11 protein-coding genes are annotated in these 13,661 nt (G+C 72.0%); 5 read left to right on the top strand and 6 right to left on the bottom strand.

The features are described from left to right. Positions 1-166: 166 nt before the first annotated feature. The 3 genes from GTY47_RS01225 to GTY47_RS01235 are packed head-to-tail and all read right to left on the bottom strand — an operon-like array spanning position 167 to position 4,152. Positions 167-2,845 carry an FtsX-like permease family protein gene (locus GTY47_RS01225; protein WP_010039694.1) on the bottom strand — a complete coding sequence of 893 codons (2,679 nt, stop codon included), beginning with the start codon at positions 2,843-2,845 and terminating at the stop codon, positions 167-169. Between the two features lie 39 nt (positions 2,846-2,884). After that, positions 2,885-3,640 carry an ABC transporter ATP-binding protein gene (locus tag GTY47_RS01230; RefSeq protein WP_010039696.1) on the bottom strand — a complete coding sequence of 252 codons (756 nt, stop codon included), beginning with the start codon at positions 3,638-3,640 and terminating at the stop codon, positions 2,885-2,887. Then, on the bottom strand, positions 3,637-4,152 hold the full coding sequence (locus GTY47_RS01235) for a PadR family transcriptional regulator (RefSeq protein WP_010039699.1): 516 nt from the start codon (positions 4,150-4,152) through the stop codon (positions 3,637-3,639). Before GTY47_RS01235 ends, GTY47_RS01230 begins: the two co-directional genes overlap by 4 nt. A 121-nt stretch (positions 4,153-4,273) precedes the next feature. Here GTY47_RS01235 and GTY47_RS01240 point away from each other — a divergent pair, with 121 nt between their 5' ends. The 5 genes from GTY47_RS01240 (at position 4,274) to GTY47_RS01260 (ending at position 10,911) form a co-directional block, all read left to right on the top strand. Beyond that, positions 4,274-5,545, top strand: coding sequence for an ABC transporter substrate-binding protein (locus GTY47_RS01240; protein ID WP_010039702.1), 1,272 nt, complete (start codon positions 4,274-4,276; stop codon positions 5,543-5,545). A gap of 140 nt (positions 5,546-5,685) precedes the next feature. After that, a complete protein-coding gene (locus tag GTY47_RS01245; protein ID WP_173937312.1) occupies positions 5,686-7,344 on the top strand; it encodes a glycoside hydrolase family 13 protein in 1,659 nt (552 codons plus the stop codon). A gap of 37 nt (positions 7,345-7,381) precedes the next feature. After that, positions 7,382-8,707, top strand: a complete 1,326-nt coding sequence (locus GTY47_RS01250; protein WP_010039707.1) for an ABC transporter substrate-binding protein — start codon at positions 7,382-7,384, stop codon at positions 8,705-8,707. 6 nt (positions 8,708-8,713) lie between these two features. Further along, positions 8,714-10,075, top strand: a complete 1,362-nt coding sequence (locus GTY47_RS01255) for a sugar ABC transporter permease (RefSeq protein ID WP_010039709.1) — start codon at positions 8,714-8,716, stop codon at positions 10,073-10,075. Further along, positions 10,072-10,911, top strand: coding sequence for a carbohydrate ABC transporter permease (locus GTY47_RS01260; protein WP_010039711.1), 840 nt, complete (start codon positions 10,072-10,074; stop codon positions 10,909-10,911). The genes GTY47_RS01255 and GTY47_RS01260 overlap by 4 nt, the downstream gene beginning before the upstream one ends. Positions 10,912-11,048: 137 nt before the next feature. Here GTY47_RS01260 and pgl read toward each other — a convergent pair whose 3' ends face one another. The 3 genes from pgl to GTY47_RS01275 form a co-directional block, all read right to left on the bottom strand. Further along, positions 11,049-11,834 (bottom strand): 6-phosphogluconolactonase, encoded by a 786-nt coding sequence (pgl, locus tag GTY47_RS01265; RefSeq protein ID WP_010039713.1) that lies wholly within the window; start codon positions 11,832-11,834, stop codon positions 11,049-11,051. Continuing rightward, on the bottom strand, positions 11,831-12,913 hold the full coding sequence (gene opcA / locus GTY47_RS01270; protein ID WP_010039715.1) for a glucose-6-phosphate dehydrogenase assembly protein OpcA: 1,083 nt from the start codon (positions 12,911-12,913) through the stop codon (positions 11,831-11,833). The genes pgl and opcA overlap by 4 nt, the downstream gene beginning before the upstream one ends. Next, a partial coding sequence (locus GTY47_RS01275; protein WP_010039716.1) for a glucose-6-phosphate dehydrogenase occupies positions 12,910-13,661 on the bottom strand: 752 nt, incomplete at its 5' end. The genes GTY47_RS01275 and opcA, both read right to left, overlap by 4 nt.

The following is a 13,661-nucleotide window of genomic DNA, read 5'->3' on the forward strand; positions in this document are numbered from 1 at the left end:
CGTCGAGCCCGCGCTGACCGAAGGCGCCGAGGTCGAGGGCCTGGACCCCTCCACCAAGGCCCTGGTCGCCACGTACCGGGAGCTGCGCGGCCGGCAGTGACGACCCGCCGGGCGGGAAGCGGGCGGCAGCACGCCTGCTTCCCGCGGGCCGGGCATCCGGAGTCCGTCAGGCGACCGCGCTCAGCGTGTCCGCCAGCCGGCGGCGGGCGGCCCGGGCCGCGGGTACGGCCGCCAGTGCGGCAGCGCAGAGCACCGCCGCCGCCCCGAGCAGCAGCATCAGCGGGGCGGACGGGCCCTGGGCGATCCCGGCGCCGATGCCGCTGGAGCGGCCCTGGGCGTCGATCAGCCAGTGGGCGAGCGGCAGGCCCAGGGCGGTGGCGGCGAGCACGGCCGCCAGTGCCGTGCAGCCGGTGGCCGTGACCGTGATGGCCGTGATCTGCCGGGGGGACAGGCCGATGGCCTTCAGCGCGAGCAGGTCCCGTTCGCCCTCGCGGACTGTACCGCCGATCGCGGTCAGCAGCTCGATGAGCCCGATGAGGGCGAGGACGGCGATCAGCCCGGCGACGACGGCGCGCAGTGGGGAGAGCCCGTCGGCGGGGTTGGTCACGGTGTGCACGTCCAGGTGCCCGCGCCCGGCCGTGGCCAGCCGGTCGGCGACCTCCCCCGGGTCGGCACCGGGTTCCAGGCGCAGCTCGTAGAGGGTCGGGCGGAGCCTGGGATCGTTCGCGCGGAGGGTGTCGAGGGACGTGGAGATGATCCGGCCGGCGTTCTCCGGCTCGATGCTGCGGCCCACGATGTGCAGGATCTGCGGCTGGTCGCCGACGGTCATCCGCACCCAGTCGCCGACGCGCACGTCCAGCAGGTCCAGCAGCCCCTGCCCGGCCACGGCCTCGTCGGCGCCGCGCGCGGGGCGGCCCTCGGCGAGGGTGTACGGGTAGGGGTCCCGGTCGGTGCCGAGGCCCCGCAGGGCGATGGTCGCCGTCTGGCCCGGGACCAGGGCGGCCGTCTCGACGCCGGGGTAGGCGGCGGCCACCTGCGGGTCGCGTTCCAGGAGGGCGCGGGCCTGCCGCTCGTTCAGGCCGGTGTCGGCGCGGACGCTGAGGGCGGTCGGCAGGCCGATCTGTTCGGGCGTGCTGTGGAAGCGGTCGATGGTGGTCCACGCGCTCATCGCCACGACGATCAGCAGCAGCGGCAGGGTGAGGCGGGCGACGGTGGCGAGGGACCGGGGGCGGCGCGTGAACGCCTTGTGCCAGCCCAGCACCAGCGCGGGCGGAACCCGCGCCCCGAGGGCGCGGCGCGCCAGGTCTGAGAGCTGCCCGGTCCGGGGAGCCGCCGGACGCAGCCCGAGGACCCGGCGCAGCCCGCCGGCCACCCACCCGCCAGGCGCACCGGCCGCGGTCTGCGGACCGAGGGCCCCACCCGTCGCGCCGGTCGGCCGTCCGTCCGGCGCAGCCTCCGTGGCCTGCGGTCCGGAGGGCTGGCCCGTTGTCCCTATCAGCCGTCCGCTTGTCCCTATCAGCCGTCCGCCAGGCGTGCCCTCCGTGGGCTGCGGACCGAGGGCTCGGCTCGTCGCCCCGGTCGGCCGTCCGCCAGACAAAGCCTCCGCGGGTAGCGGTCCGGGGGCCGGGTCCGTCGTTCCGGCCGGCCGTCCGTCAGGCGTGCCCTCCGTGGGCTGCGGACCGAGGGCTCGGCCCGTCGTTCCGGTCGGTCGGCCGCCGAGCGTCGTCGCGGGGCGCTGCACCGGCACCGGTGGCACGCGGCCCGCCCGCCAGGCGGCCAGCCCGGTGGTCGCGCCGATGAACAGCACCGCACCCACCGGTATGACGAACAGCGCCACGGTGTGTCCGGGCAGCCCCTGCCACACGCCGACCGCGTCCCCGAGCCGTCCCGGGATCCGGCTGCCCAGGGCCTCGGCCAGCGCGGCGGCGACCACGGCACCCAGGAGCGCGTAGGCGAGGTGCTGGAGCAGGAAGATGCGGACCACCTGGCCGGGGGTGAAGCCGATCGCCTTCAGCACGGAGAGGTCCCGCAGATGGCCGCGGATACGCGTGCCGATCGCCCCGTGCACGGCCAGCCCGGCCGCGACCAGCGCGCCCAGCCCGAACAGGCCCAGCACCTGACCGAGCAGCCGGTTGTCGCCCTGGGCCTCGGCGCGGGCCTGCTGCCAGGTGGAGACCTCGCCGATCGCCCCGGCTCCCAGCACGGTGACGGCACGCTGGACGATGTAGGAGGTGTCGCCCGGGTCGGTCAGCCGTAGCCCGATCACCTGGCCGCCGGGGTCCGGCACGGCCGACGGCAGCGCCCAGACCAGGCCCGGCTGCTCACCGGGCCGGTAGCGCGGCTCGGCGCTGTCGGCGAGGCCCACGACGGTCAGTTCGCGGGCCGTGCCGGGCACGGTGAGGGTGTCGCCGGGCTCGGCCAGCAGCGCGCGGGCGAGGCGGCTCTCCAGGACCACACCGTTCGGGGTCGCGGGGTCCAGCCAGTGGCCGGAGACGAGCGGTGGGCGGCCGACGGACGGGCGCTCCGGAGTGCCGCGCAGTTCGACGGCGGCGCGGCTGCCGCGCGAGGAGACGGTGGTGGAGGCCGTGGGGTAGGGACCGGCGACGGAGTCGACGCCGTCCAGCGCGGCCAGCTTGCCGGTGTCGGCCGCGGTGTCGGTGTGCAGCCACACGTGCGCGCCGTGCGACTGTGTGAACACGCGCTGCCAGGGGTTGGTGGCGTACCCGAACAGGGCCGTGGCCAGCAGCAGGGAGGCGACGATGCCCGCGGTGGCGAGGACGAGGAACAGCGCCTCGCCGCGGTGCGTGCGCAGATCGGAGTGCGCCCAGCGCAGGGTGGCTCGCATACGGGTCAGCCCTTCCGGGGATCGTCGTACCCGCGCATGTCAGTCCTTCAGCTCCAGCACACCGGCTATGCCGGACCGGCGCGGCGGAGTGCCGCCGTCGAGTTCCGCGTCGTCGGCGATCCGGCCGTCGAAGAAGCTGATCACCCGGTCCGCGGCGCTCGCCAGCCGCGCGTCATGGGTGACCAGCAGGATCGTCTGGCCGCGCTGGTGGAAGCGGGACAGCAGCCGCATCACCTCGCGGGTGCCCTTGCTGTCGAGGCTGCCCGCGGGTTCGTCGGCCAGCAGCAGCGGGGGATGGTTGACGAGGGCCCGGGCCAGGGCGACGCGCTGCTGCTCACCGCCGGACAGCTCGCCCGGCATGCTGCGCTCCTTGCCCGTCAGGCCCAGCTCGGCCAGCAGCTGTTCCCGCTCGGCCCGCGCCTGCTTCGGGGAGGTCCCGGCGAGCAGGGCGGGCAGCTCCACGTTGTCGGCGACGGACAGGTTGGACACCAGGTTGAAGAACTGGAAGACGATGCCGATCCGCTTCCTGCGCTCCACCGCCCAGCGTGCCTCGCCGTAGGTGTCGGTGGACTCGCCGTCGAGCCAGATCCGGCCCGCGTCCGGCCGCTGGAGGCCGCCGAGCAGATGCAGCAGCGTCGACTTGCCGGCGCCGGACGGGCCGGTGATCGCCACGAACTCGCCGGGCCGTACGCACAGGTCGACCCCGCGCACGGCATGGGCGGGCGCGCCCTCGCCGTGGTGCGTCTTCACCAGCCCCTCGGCGCGCAGCACAGGAGCGGGACGGTCGTCGCTCACTCCGGTTCCTCCAGCTCTTCCTGGCACCGTTCCAGCCAGTCGAGGTCGGCTTGCAGGTGCAGCATCGCGCCCTCGATCAGCAGGTGGGCGATGCGGTTGTCGCGGTCTTCGGCGGCGGCCAGCTTCGACAGCTGCCGCATCGTGTTCAGGTACTGGCGCCGCTGCTGGTTGATCAGGGAGATCTGGTCGGCGAGTCCGCTCTGCGGAGCGAGCGCCAGCTTCATGAAGAACTCGTCCCGCACCCGCGGTTCGTCCTCGGGCTCCTCGAACCAGGCGCGCAGCGCCTCCCGCCCGGCGTCGGTGAGGTGGTAGACCTTTTTGTTGGGCCGGCTGGACTGCGCCACGTCCTCGCCCTCGATCAGTCCCGACTTCTCGAGGCGGCCGAGGGTCACATAGATCTGGCCGACGTTCGGCTGAGGGTACGCGGAGCCCAGCAGTTGCTCAAGGTCCTGCTTGAGCTCGTAGCCGTGGGCGGGTCCGCGGGCGAGGAGTGCCAGGAGGGGCAGGCGCACGCGTGCAGTCCTCCTGTCCGGTCCAATGTGCTCCAGGCCCTAGTATCGCCCATACCTAACAGGTATACATGGCCTCTGTTCCGGGCAAGGGTGCCCGTCGCCGGTGTACAGGGAGGAACCTATGCGGTGGATCCATGCCGCGGGTAGGGGCCTTCTCGTTCTCGTCGTGGTCCTGACCGGTTATGTTGCCGCCGGCGCACAGGCGGGCGAGCCCGCCGGAGACGGCCGCGGACCGCTCACGCTCGCGACCGCCGGCGACCTCACCGGCTACCTCGGCCCCCTGCTGGAGGGCTGGAACCGCACCCACCCCGGCGAAAAGGTGACCCTCGTCGAGCTGCCGGACTCCGCCGACGAGACCCAGGCCCAGATGGCCACCGACCTGCGCGACGGCGACCGCAGCCGGTTCGACGTGCTCAACATCGACGTCAACTGGACCTCGGAGTTCGCCGCGGCGGGCTGGATCAGGCCGCTGCCGCGCGACCGATTCCCGCTGCAGACCTTCCTCCCGCCGGTCGTGGACACGGCGACCTACGACGGACAGCTGTACGCGGTCCCGTACGTCACCAACGCCGGTCTGCTCCTCTACCGCAAGGACGTCCTCGCGAAGGAGGGCGTCGAGCCGCCGCGCACCTGGGCGGAGCTGGAGCGGTACGCGAAGACCATCGCCCCGAAGTACGGCCTGGACGGCTACGCCGGGCAGTTCCTGCCGTACGAGGGCCTCACGGTCAACGCGGCAGAGGCCGTCTACTCGGCGGGCGGCTCGATCCTCGGCGACGAGGGGGAGCGCGTCACCGTCGACTCGGCGGCGGCCCGTGAGGGCATCGGATTCCTGGCGCGCGGGGTGCGCGAGGGCTGGATCCCGAAGGAAGCCCTCACCTACAAGGAGGAGGAGTCCAAGCAGGCCTTCCAGGACGGCCGGCTGCTCTTCCTGCGGAACTGGCCGTACGCCTATGTCGGCGCCTCCGCGCCGGGTTCCGCGGTCGCCGGGAAGGTCGGCGCCGTACCGCTGCCGGGACCGGACGGGCCGGGGACGAGTGTCCTCGGCGGCTCCAACCTGGCCGTCAGCGCGCACGCGCGGCATCCCGACTCGGCCGCCCGCCTGATCGCGTACCTCACCAGCGAGCGCGTCCAGCGCCAGGTCCTCACACGCGGCGCGCTGCCGCCCGTCCGGGCCGATCTCTACGAGGACCCCGCGCTCATCCGCAGGTTCCCCTACCTGCCGACCCTGCGCGAGAGCGTGCGCACGGCAGCACCGCGCCCCAAGAGCCCGCGCTACGACCAGGTCAGCCTGGTCGTGCAGGCGGTCGTGCACGACGCGATGGCCGGGCACGAGACGCCCGCGGCGGCGGTGCGCCGGCTGGCCCGCGAGCTCGCCGTCATCTCGCGTCGCTAGCGCTTCTAGTTACTTGTTAGGTAACGCGGACGTCTCATCTGGCTGAGATATGTCCGATAGATTCAGGATTACACCATCTCAACGCCGCGGTAGCTTCCGCCTTTTCATTGACACCCTCTCGACACGCCTACTTAACATGCATGCATAACCGCTGCCCTCCTCAGAGACAGGTCGATGGGTTGAACAGGCACCACTGGTGGCGTGACGCAGTGATCTATCAGGTGTACGTCCGCAGCTTCCTGGACAGCACCGGCGACGGCATCGGCGATCTCGCCGGAGTCCGGGCCGGACTGCCCTACCTGAAGAAGCTCGGCGTCGACGGGATCTGGCTGAGCCCCTTCTATCCCTCGCCGCAGCACGACCACGGCTACGACGTGGCCGACTACTGCGACGTCGACCCGCTCTTCGGCGACCTCGACGAGTTCGACCTGCTGGTCGGGGCCGCGCGGCGGCTCGGCATCAAGGTGCTGCTCGACATCGTCCCGAACCACTGCTCCAGCGAGCACCCCTGGTTCCGCGAGGCGCTCGCGGCCCCGCCCGGCAGCCCGGCCCGCGCCCGCTTCCACTTCGCCGACGGCCGTGGCCCGGACGACGCCGAGCCGCCCAACAACTGGCACTCCATGTTCGGCGGCCCCGCCTGGAGCCGGGTGACCGAGCCGGACGGCCGGCCCGGCCAGTGGTACCTGCACATGTTCGCGCCCGAGCAGCCCGACTGGAACTGGCGCAACCCGGAGATCGCCGCCGAGTTCGAGCGGATCCTCCGCTTCTGGCTGGGCCGGGGCATCGACGGCTTCCGCATCGACGTCGCCGCCGGTCTCTTCAAGCACCCGGAGCTGCCCGACTCCGACGACCCGGAGGCCGACGCCCGCACCCGCGACTCGGTCAACCCGCTCGCCTGGAACCAGCCCGAGGTCCACGACGTGTGGCGCCGCTGGCGCTCCATATGCGAGGAGTACACCGAGCGCGACGGCTGCGAACGCCTGCTCGTCGGCGAGGTCTCCGTGCCGACCGCCCGCGAGCACGCGCAGTACGTCCGCCCCGACGAGCTGCACCAGGCCTTCTTCTTCGACCTGCTGAGCGCGCCCTGGGACCCGGACGCCTTCCAGAAGGTCATCTCCGAGGCCATGCAGGACATCGCCGGCACCGGCTCGACCGTCACCTGGGTCCTCAACAACCACGACCAGGTCCGCACCGTCACCCGCTACGGCGAACCCGCCACCGAGGGCAGCGGGCTCGGCGCGGCCCGGGCCAGGGCCGCCGCGCTGCTGATGCTGGCGCTGCCCGGCGCCGCGTACATCTACCAGGGCGAGGAGCTCGGCCTGCCCGAGGTCGTGGACCTGCCCGACGACGTGCTCACCGACCCGATCTTCCGCCGCACCGGCAGCCGGGCCCGCATCCGCGACGGCTGCCGGGTGCCGCTGCCCTGGTCGGGGCAGGCCTCGCCGTTCGGCTTCACCTCCGGCGAGGAGAGCGCCAAGCCGTGGCTGCCGCAGCCCGAGTACTTCGCCGAGTACGCCACCGACCGGGCCCTCGCCGACACCCGCTCCTTCTGGCACCTGTACCGCGACGGCCTCCAACTGCGTGCCGCCCTGCCCCAGTTGGGCGAGGGCACGCTGCGCTGGCTGGACTCCCCGCCCGGGGTCCTGGCCTTCGAACGCGGCGACGACCTGGTGTGCGCCGTGAACTTCGGTACGGCCCCCACGCCCGCGCCGGTCTCCGGCACCCCACTGCTCGCCAGCGGCCCCTGCCCGCCCGGAGTCCTCTCCGGCTCGACGGCCGCCTGGTGGATCCGTTCCTGAACGCCCCGCAAGTCAACTCCCCGAAGGGACATCAACGATGATGCGACGACGTACCACCCTGCTCACCGGCTGCACCGCCCTCGTCCTGGCACTCGGCGCGACCGCATGCGGCGGCGGACCCGTCACGGCCGGCGGCGGCGACAAGGCGCTCAGCGGCCAGACGATCACCGTGGCCGGTGTCTGGTCCGGCACCGAGCAGAAGAACTTCCAGAAGGTCCTGGACGCCTTCACCGAGAAGACCGGCGCCAAGACGCAGTTCACGTCCACAGGCGACAACGTCTCCACCGTCGTCGGCAGCAAGATCGAGGGCGGCAACGCCCCCGACGTCGTGATGGTCCCGCAGGTCGGCGTGCTCAAGCAGTTCGCGCAGAAGGGCTGGCTCAAGCCGCTGTCGAAGAAGACCGAGCAGTCCGTGGACGCCGACTACGCCCCCGTCTGGAAGAAGTACGGCAGCGTCGACGGCACCCTCTACGGCCTCTACTTCAAGGCCGCCCACAAGTCGACCGTCTGGTACAGCCCCGACGCCCTCGCCCAGGCCGGGGTGAAGCCCCCGAAGACCTACGACGAGATGCTCAAGGCCGGGCAGACGGTGTCCGACTCCGGTCTCGCCGCGTTCTCCGTCGCCGGGCAGGACGGCTGGACCCTCACCGACTGGTTCGAGAACGTCTACCTCTCCCAGGCCGGCCCCGAGAAGTACGACGCCCTCGCCGCGCACAAGCTGAAGTGGACCGACGCGTCGGTCGTCGACGCCCTCACCACGCTCGGCAAGCTCTTCAAGGACAAGCAGCTCATCGCGGGCGGCCAGAAGGGCGCCCTGAACACCGACTTCCCCGGCTCGGTGGAGAAGGTGTTCGGTCCGAAGCCCGAGGCCGGCATGGTCTACGAGGGCGACTTCGTCGCCGGTGTCGCCAAGGACCAGTTCGGCAAGAAGGTCGGCGAGGACGCGAACTTCTTCCCGTTCCCGGCGGTCGGCGGCGGCGAGGCACCGGTCGTCAGCGGCGGTGACGCGGCCGTCGTCCTCAAGGACGGCAAGAACCAGAAGGCCGCCCAGGCCCTCCTGGAGTTCCTGGCGACCCCGGAGGCCTCGGCCGTGTGGGCGGAGGCGGGCGGCTTCCTCTCCCCGAACAAGAAGCTCGACCTCGCCTCCTACGGCGACGACGTCACCCGCGCCACCGCCAAGTCCCTCGTCGAGGCCGGGGATTCCGTCCGCTTCGACATGTCCGACCAGGCCCCGGCGGCCTTCGGCGGCACGAAGGGCGCCGGCGAGTGGAAGCTGCTCCAGGACTTCCTGCGCGACCCGTCCGACCCGAAGGGCACCGCGGCGAAGCTGGAGGCCGCGGCGGCCAAGGCGTACCAGGACTGATCCGCCATGACAGCGACCCTCGTGAAAGAGACGAACCCCCCGCCGCCCGTCACGGCCGCCGACCGCACCCGGCGTCTGCGCCGGCGCGGGAAGATCGTGGCCCTGCTGTTCGTGCTGCCCGCGCTGCTGCTGCTCGGCGCGCTCGTCGTCTACCCCGTGCTGTTCAGCGTCGGCCGCAGTTTCTTCGACGCCTCGGGGACGACCTTCGTCGGCGGCGAGAACTACACCGAGATGTTCCGCGACCCGGCGACCCTCAAGGCCGTCCGCAACACGGCCATCTGGGTCGTCGTGGCACCGGCCCTGCTGACCGGCCTCGGACTGATCCTGGCCGTCCTGGTGGAGAAGGTCCGCTGGGCCACCGCCTTCAAGCTGCTGCTCTTCATGCCGATGGCGGTCTCCTTCCTCGCCGCCGGCATCATCTTCCGGCTCGCCTACGACGAGGACCCCGACAAGGGCGTCCTGAACGCCGCGGTCGTCTCCGTCCACGACGCCTTCAAGGGCGAGTCCTCCTACCCGACGGCCCGGGCGCGTGACGGGCAGGGCCTGACGAAGGAGAAGGACGGCTCGTACCGCACGAGTACGAGCGTGTCCCCGGGCGACGCCGTGACACTGGGCCTGGTCGGGGTGCTGCCCGGCGACCTGCCGGGCGGGACCGAGCCCGCGTACGCGGCGGCGGGACGCAAGGCCGCCCCCGGCGAACTGCGCGGCGTGGTCTACCTGGACTTCACGCCCGGCGGGGGAGGGGAGCAGGGCAAGGTCGACCGGCGGGAGAGCGGACTGCCGCAGATGAAGGTCGAGGCGGTACGCGACGGCAGGACGGCCGCCACGGCGACCACCGCCTCCGACGGCTCCTTCCGCTTCGCGGGCCTCGCACCGGGCTCCTACGAGGTGAGACTGCCGTCGTCCAACTTCGCCCCGCCCTACGAGGGCGTCTCCTGGCTCGGACCGGCGCTCGTCACACCGGCGATCATCGGGGCCTACCTGTGGATCTGGACCGGCTTCGCCATGGTGCTGATCGGGGCGGGCCTGTCGACGCTGCCGCGGGACGCGCTGGAGGCGGCGCGGATCGACGGCGCGAACGAGTGGCAGATCTTCCGGCGGATCACGGTCCCGCTGCTGGCTCCCGTCCTCACGGTCGTCTTCGTCACGCTGGTCATCAACGTGATGAAGGTCTTCGACCTCGTCTACATCATCGCGCCCGGACCGGTGCAGGAGGACGCGACCGTGCTCGCGACGCAGATGTGGCTGGTGTCGTTCGGCGGCGGCAACAACCAGGGACTCGGCAGCGCACTCGGGGTGCTGCTCCTGCTGCTGGTGGTTCCGGCCATGGTGTTCAACGTCCGCCGTTTCCGAAGGAGTCAACGATGAACGCGGTTCGGCGCGGGTTGGGCAACGGGGTCGTCCAGGCCTTCCTCGTGGTGGTGGGCCTGGTGTGGATGACGCCGCTGGCCGGGCTGTTCCTGTCCTCGCTGCGGTCCGCGGAGGACACGGCGAAGGGCGGCTGGTGGACGGTGTTCTCCAGCCCCGGGCAGCTGTCCTTCGACAACTACTCCTCGCTGCTGCAGAACGCGGGCATCACGCAGGCGTTCTGGAACACGGTGCTGATATCGGTGCCGACGACGGTGCTGGTCGTGGTGATCGCGGCGCTCGCCGGCTACGCGTTCGCGTGGCTGGACTTCCCCGGGCGGGAGGCGATCTTCCTGGTCGTGGTCGCGCTGCTGGTGGTGCCCGTGCAGATCGGCCTGCTGCCGGTCGCCAAACTCTTCGGGCAGCTCGGGTTGTTCGGCACGATCCCCGGTGTCGTGCTGTTCCACGTGGCCTACGGCCTGCCCTTCGCGGTGTTCCTGCTTCGGAACTACTTCGCCGAGATGCCGAAGGAGATGCTGGAGGCGGCCCGGATGGACGGGGGCAGCGAATGGCGCATCTTCACGCGGCTCGTGTTGCCCGTGGGGCGGCCGGCGATCGCCTCCCTGGCCATCTTCCAGTTCCTGTGGGTGTGGAACGACATGCTGGTGGCGCTGCTGTTCGCGGACAGTTCCTCGCAGCCACTGACGGTGGAACTCCAGTCGCAGATACGGCAGTTCGGCAGCAACATCGATGTCCTGGCGCCCGGGGCGTTCGTGTCCCTGGTCGTGCCTGTCGTCGTGTTCTTCGCGTTCCAGAGGCACTTTGTGCAGGGGGTCATGGCCGGGTCGGTCAAGTAGCCGCTGCCTGTTCGCGGTACCAGGGGGCTCCGCCCCCTGGATCCCCGCCTATGCCCACCCACCACCCGAAACTGCCCTTGAACGGGGCAACAGTGAGGCGAAGGACCGGGGTCCAGGGGGCGGAGCCCCCTGGTACCTCAGGCCGACGCCGGCGGATACAACGAACGCGGCAGTTGCGAAGCCGCCGCCGCGTCCAGCAGCCACAGCGTCCGGCTGCGACCGTACGCCCCCGCCGCCGGCGCCTGGATCTCGCCCGCGCCCGAGAGCGCGATCGCCGCGGCCTGGGCCTTGTCCTCGCCCGCGGCCAGGAGCCATACCTCCCGCGCCGCCCGAATCGCCGGCAACGTCAGCGTCACCCGCGTCGGCGGCGGCTTCGGCGCGCCGTGCACGCCGACCACCGTACGGTCGGTCTCCCGCACCGCCGGCAGCTCCGGGAACAGCGACGCGACGTGCGTGTCCGGGCCGACGCCCAGCATCAGCACGTCGAACGTGGGGACGGGCCCGTGGTTCTCAGGGCCCGCCGCCCGCGCCAGTTCCTCCGCGTACGCGGCCGCCGCCGCGTCCACGTCGTCGCCGTAGGGGCCGTCCGACGCGGGCATCGCGTGCACCCGCTTCGGGTCGAGCGGCACCGAGTCGAGCAGCGCCTCCCGCGCCTGCGTGACATTGCGCTCCGGGTCGCCCTCGGGCAGGAACCGCTCGTCACCCCACCAGAGGTCGAGCCGGCTCCAGTCGACGGCGTCCCGGGCGGGCGCCGCGGCCAGGGCGGCCAGCAGGCCGTTGCCGTTGCGGCCGCCCGTCAGGACCACGGACGCCGAACCCCGGGAGGCCTGCGCGTCCACGATCCTGGTGATCAGCCGGGCCGCCGCGGCCTGGGCCATCAGCTCCTTGTCGCGGTGGACGACCAGCTGCGGTGCCGTGCTCACTTCGTCGTCGCCTTCCGTACCGGTTCGAGCTTGGGCGGTTCCTGCTTCACCGGTGCCTGCGCCGTCGCCTGCGAAGCGGGTGCTTTCGCAGCCGCTTCAAGGGGGGCGGGGAGGGCGAGTCCTGCTCGCCCCTCACTTTTGGGCACCGGCCCGGAGGACGTCAGCCGGTCCACCCCGTACCGCAGCGCCGACGCGTACGTGTCGTCCGGGTCCAGCCGCCGCAGCTCCTCCGCGATCAGCTCGGCCGTGTCCCGGCGCTTGAGCGCCACCCCACGGTCGGGCTGGCCCTCGATGGACAGCGTCGCGAGGGACCCGTCGGCACGGTCCAGGGTGATCGCGCCGCAGTTGGTGTCCATGCGGACCGCCGTCAGACCGGGGCCGCCGGACAGCGAGCGCTTCACGGGGACGTCCAGCCGGTCCGCGAGCCACATCGCCAGCAGCTCGCAGCTCGGGTTGAACTCCTCGCCCTCCACCTCGACGGCCCTGACCTCGCAGGTGACCTGGTCGAGGGCCGCCGCCAGCATGGAACGCCAAGGCGTGATGCGGGTCCAGGACAGGTCCGTGTCGCCGGGGGTGTAGGTCCCGGACCGGGTGGCCAGGTCCCGGACCGGCTGCTCGGAGGCGTACGTGTCGGTGACCCGGCGCTGGGCGAGGGCCCCCAGGGGGTCCTTCGCCGGGTCGAGCGGCGCGTTCACCGGCCACCACACCACCACCGGGGCGTCCGGCAGCAGCAGCGGCAGCACCACCGACTGGGCGTGGTCCGCGACCTCGCCGTACAGCCGGAGCACCACCGTCTCGCCGGTGCCGGCGTCGGCGCCGACCCGGACCTCCGCGTCCAGGCGGGACTGCGTACGGTCGCGGGGCGAGCGGGAGACGCGCTTGATGACCACGAGCGTGCGCGAGGGGTGCTCGTGCGAGGCGTCGCTCGCGGCCTTCAGCGCGTCGTAGGCGTTCTCCTCGTCCGTCACGATGACCAGCGTGAGCACCATCCCGACCGCCGGGGTGCCGATCGCCCGGCGGCCCTGCACCAGCGCCTTGTTGATCTTGCTGGCCGTGGTGTCCGTGAGGTCTATCTTCATGGCCGGCGCCAGCTCCGTCCGTGTCGCTCGAGCATTTCGTCCGCCTCGACGGGCCCCCAGGTACCGGCCGGGTACTGGGCGGGCTTGCCGTTCGTGTCCCAGTACTCCTCGATCGGGTCGAGGATCTTCCAGGACAGCTCGACCTCCTCGGTACGCGGGAAGAGGTTCGAGTCTCCGAGGAGGACGTCCAGGATGAGACGCTCGTACGCCTCCGGGCTGGACTCCGTGAAGGACTCGCCGTACGCGAAGTCCATCGACACGTCCCGGATCTCCATCGACGTGCCGGGCACCTTCGAGCCGAAGCGGACCGTGACGCCCTCGTCCGGCTGGACGCGGATGACGATCGCGTTGGAGCCCAGCTCCTCGGTGGCCGTCGTGTCGAAGGGGGAGTGCGGGGCCCGCTGGAAGACGACCGCGATCTCCGTGACGCGGCGGCCCAGGCGCTTGCCGGTGCGCAGGTAGAAGGGGACGCCCGCCCAGCGGCGGTTGTCGATCTCCAGTTTGATCGCGGCGTAGGTGTCGGTCTTCGAGGAGGCGTCGATGCCGTCCTCCTCCAGATAGCCGCGCACCTTCGTGCCGCCCTGCCACCCGGCCGCGTACTGGGCGCGCACGGTGTCCCGGCCCATGTCCTTGGGCAGCTTCACGGCGCCGAGCACCTTGGTCTTCTCGGCGGCCAGCGCGTCCGCGTCGAAGGAGGCCGGTTCCTCCATGGCGGTGAGCGCCAGGAGCTGGAGCAGGTGGTTCTGGA

The organism is Streptomyces sp. SID5464 (assembly GCF_009862985.1).
Classification (GTDB): domain Bacteria; phylum Actinomycetota; class Actinomycetes; order Streptomycetales; family Streptomycetaceae; genus Streptomyces; species Streptomyces chartreusis_D.

What these genes read in the sequence shown, in the direction of transcription:
- GTY47_RS01225 (WP_010039694.1), bottom strand. Translation starts at nt 2,845, where the DNA reads ATGCGAGCCACCCTGCGCTGGGCGCACTCCGATCTGCGCACGCACCGC.
- GTY47_RS01240 (WP_010039702.1), top strand. Translation starts at nt 4,274, where the DNA reads ATGCGGTGGATCCATGCCGCGGGTAGGGGCCTTCTCGTTCTCGTCGTG.
- GTY47_RS01245 (WP_173937312.1), top strand. Translation starts at nt 5,686, where the DNA reads ATGCATAACCGCTGCCCTCCTCAGAGACAGGTCGATGGGTTGAACAGG.
- GTY47_RS01250 (WP_010039707.1), top strand. Translation starts at nt 7,382, where the DNA reads ATGATGCGACGACGTACCACCCTGCTCACCGGCTGCACCGCCCTCGTC.
- GTY47_RS01255 (WP_010039709.1), top strand. Translation starts at nt 8,714, where the DNA reads ATGACAGCGACCCTCGTGAAAGAGACGAACCCCCCGCCGCCCGTCACG.
- GTY47_RS01260 (WP_010039711.1), top strand. Translation starts at nt 10,072, where the DNA reads ATGAACGCGGTTCGGCGCGGGTTGGGCAACGGGGTCGTCCAGGCCTTC.
- opcA (WP_010039715.1), bottom strand. Translation starts at nt 12,913, where the DNA reads ATGAAGATAGACCTCACGGACACCACGGCCAGCAAGATCAACAAGGCG.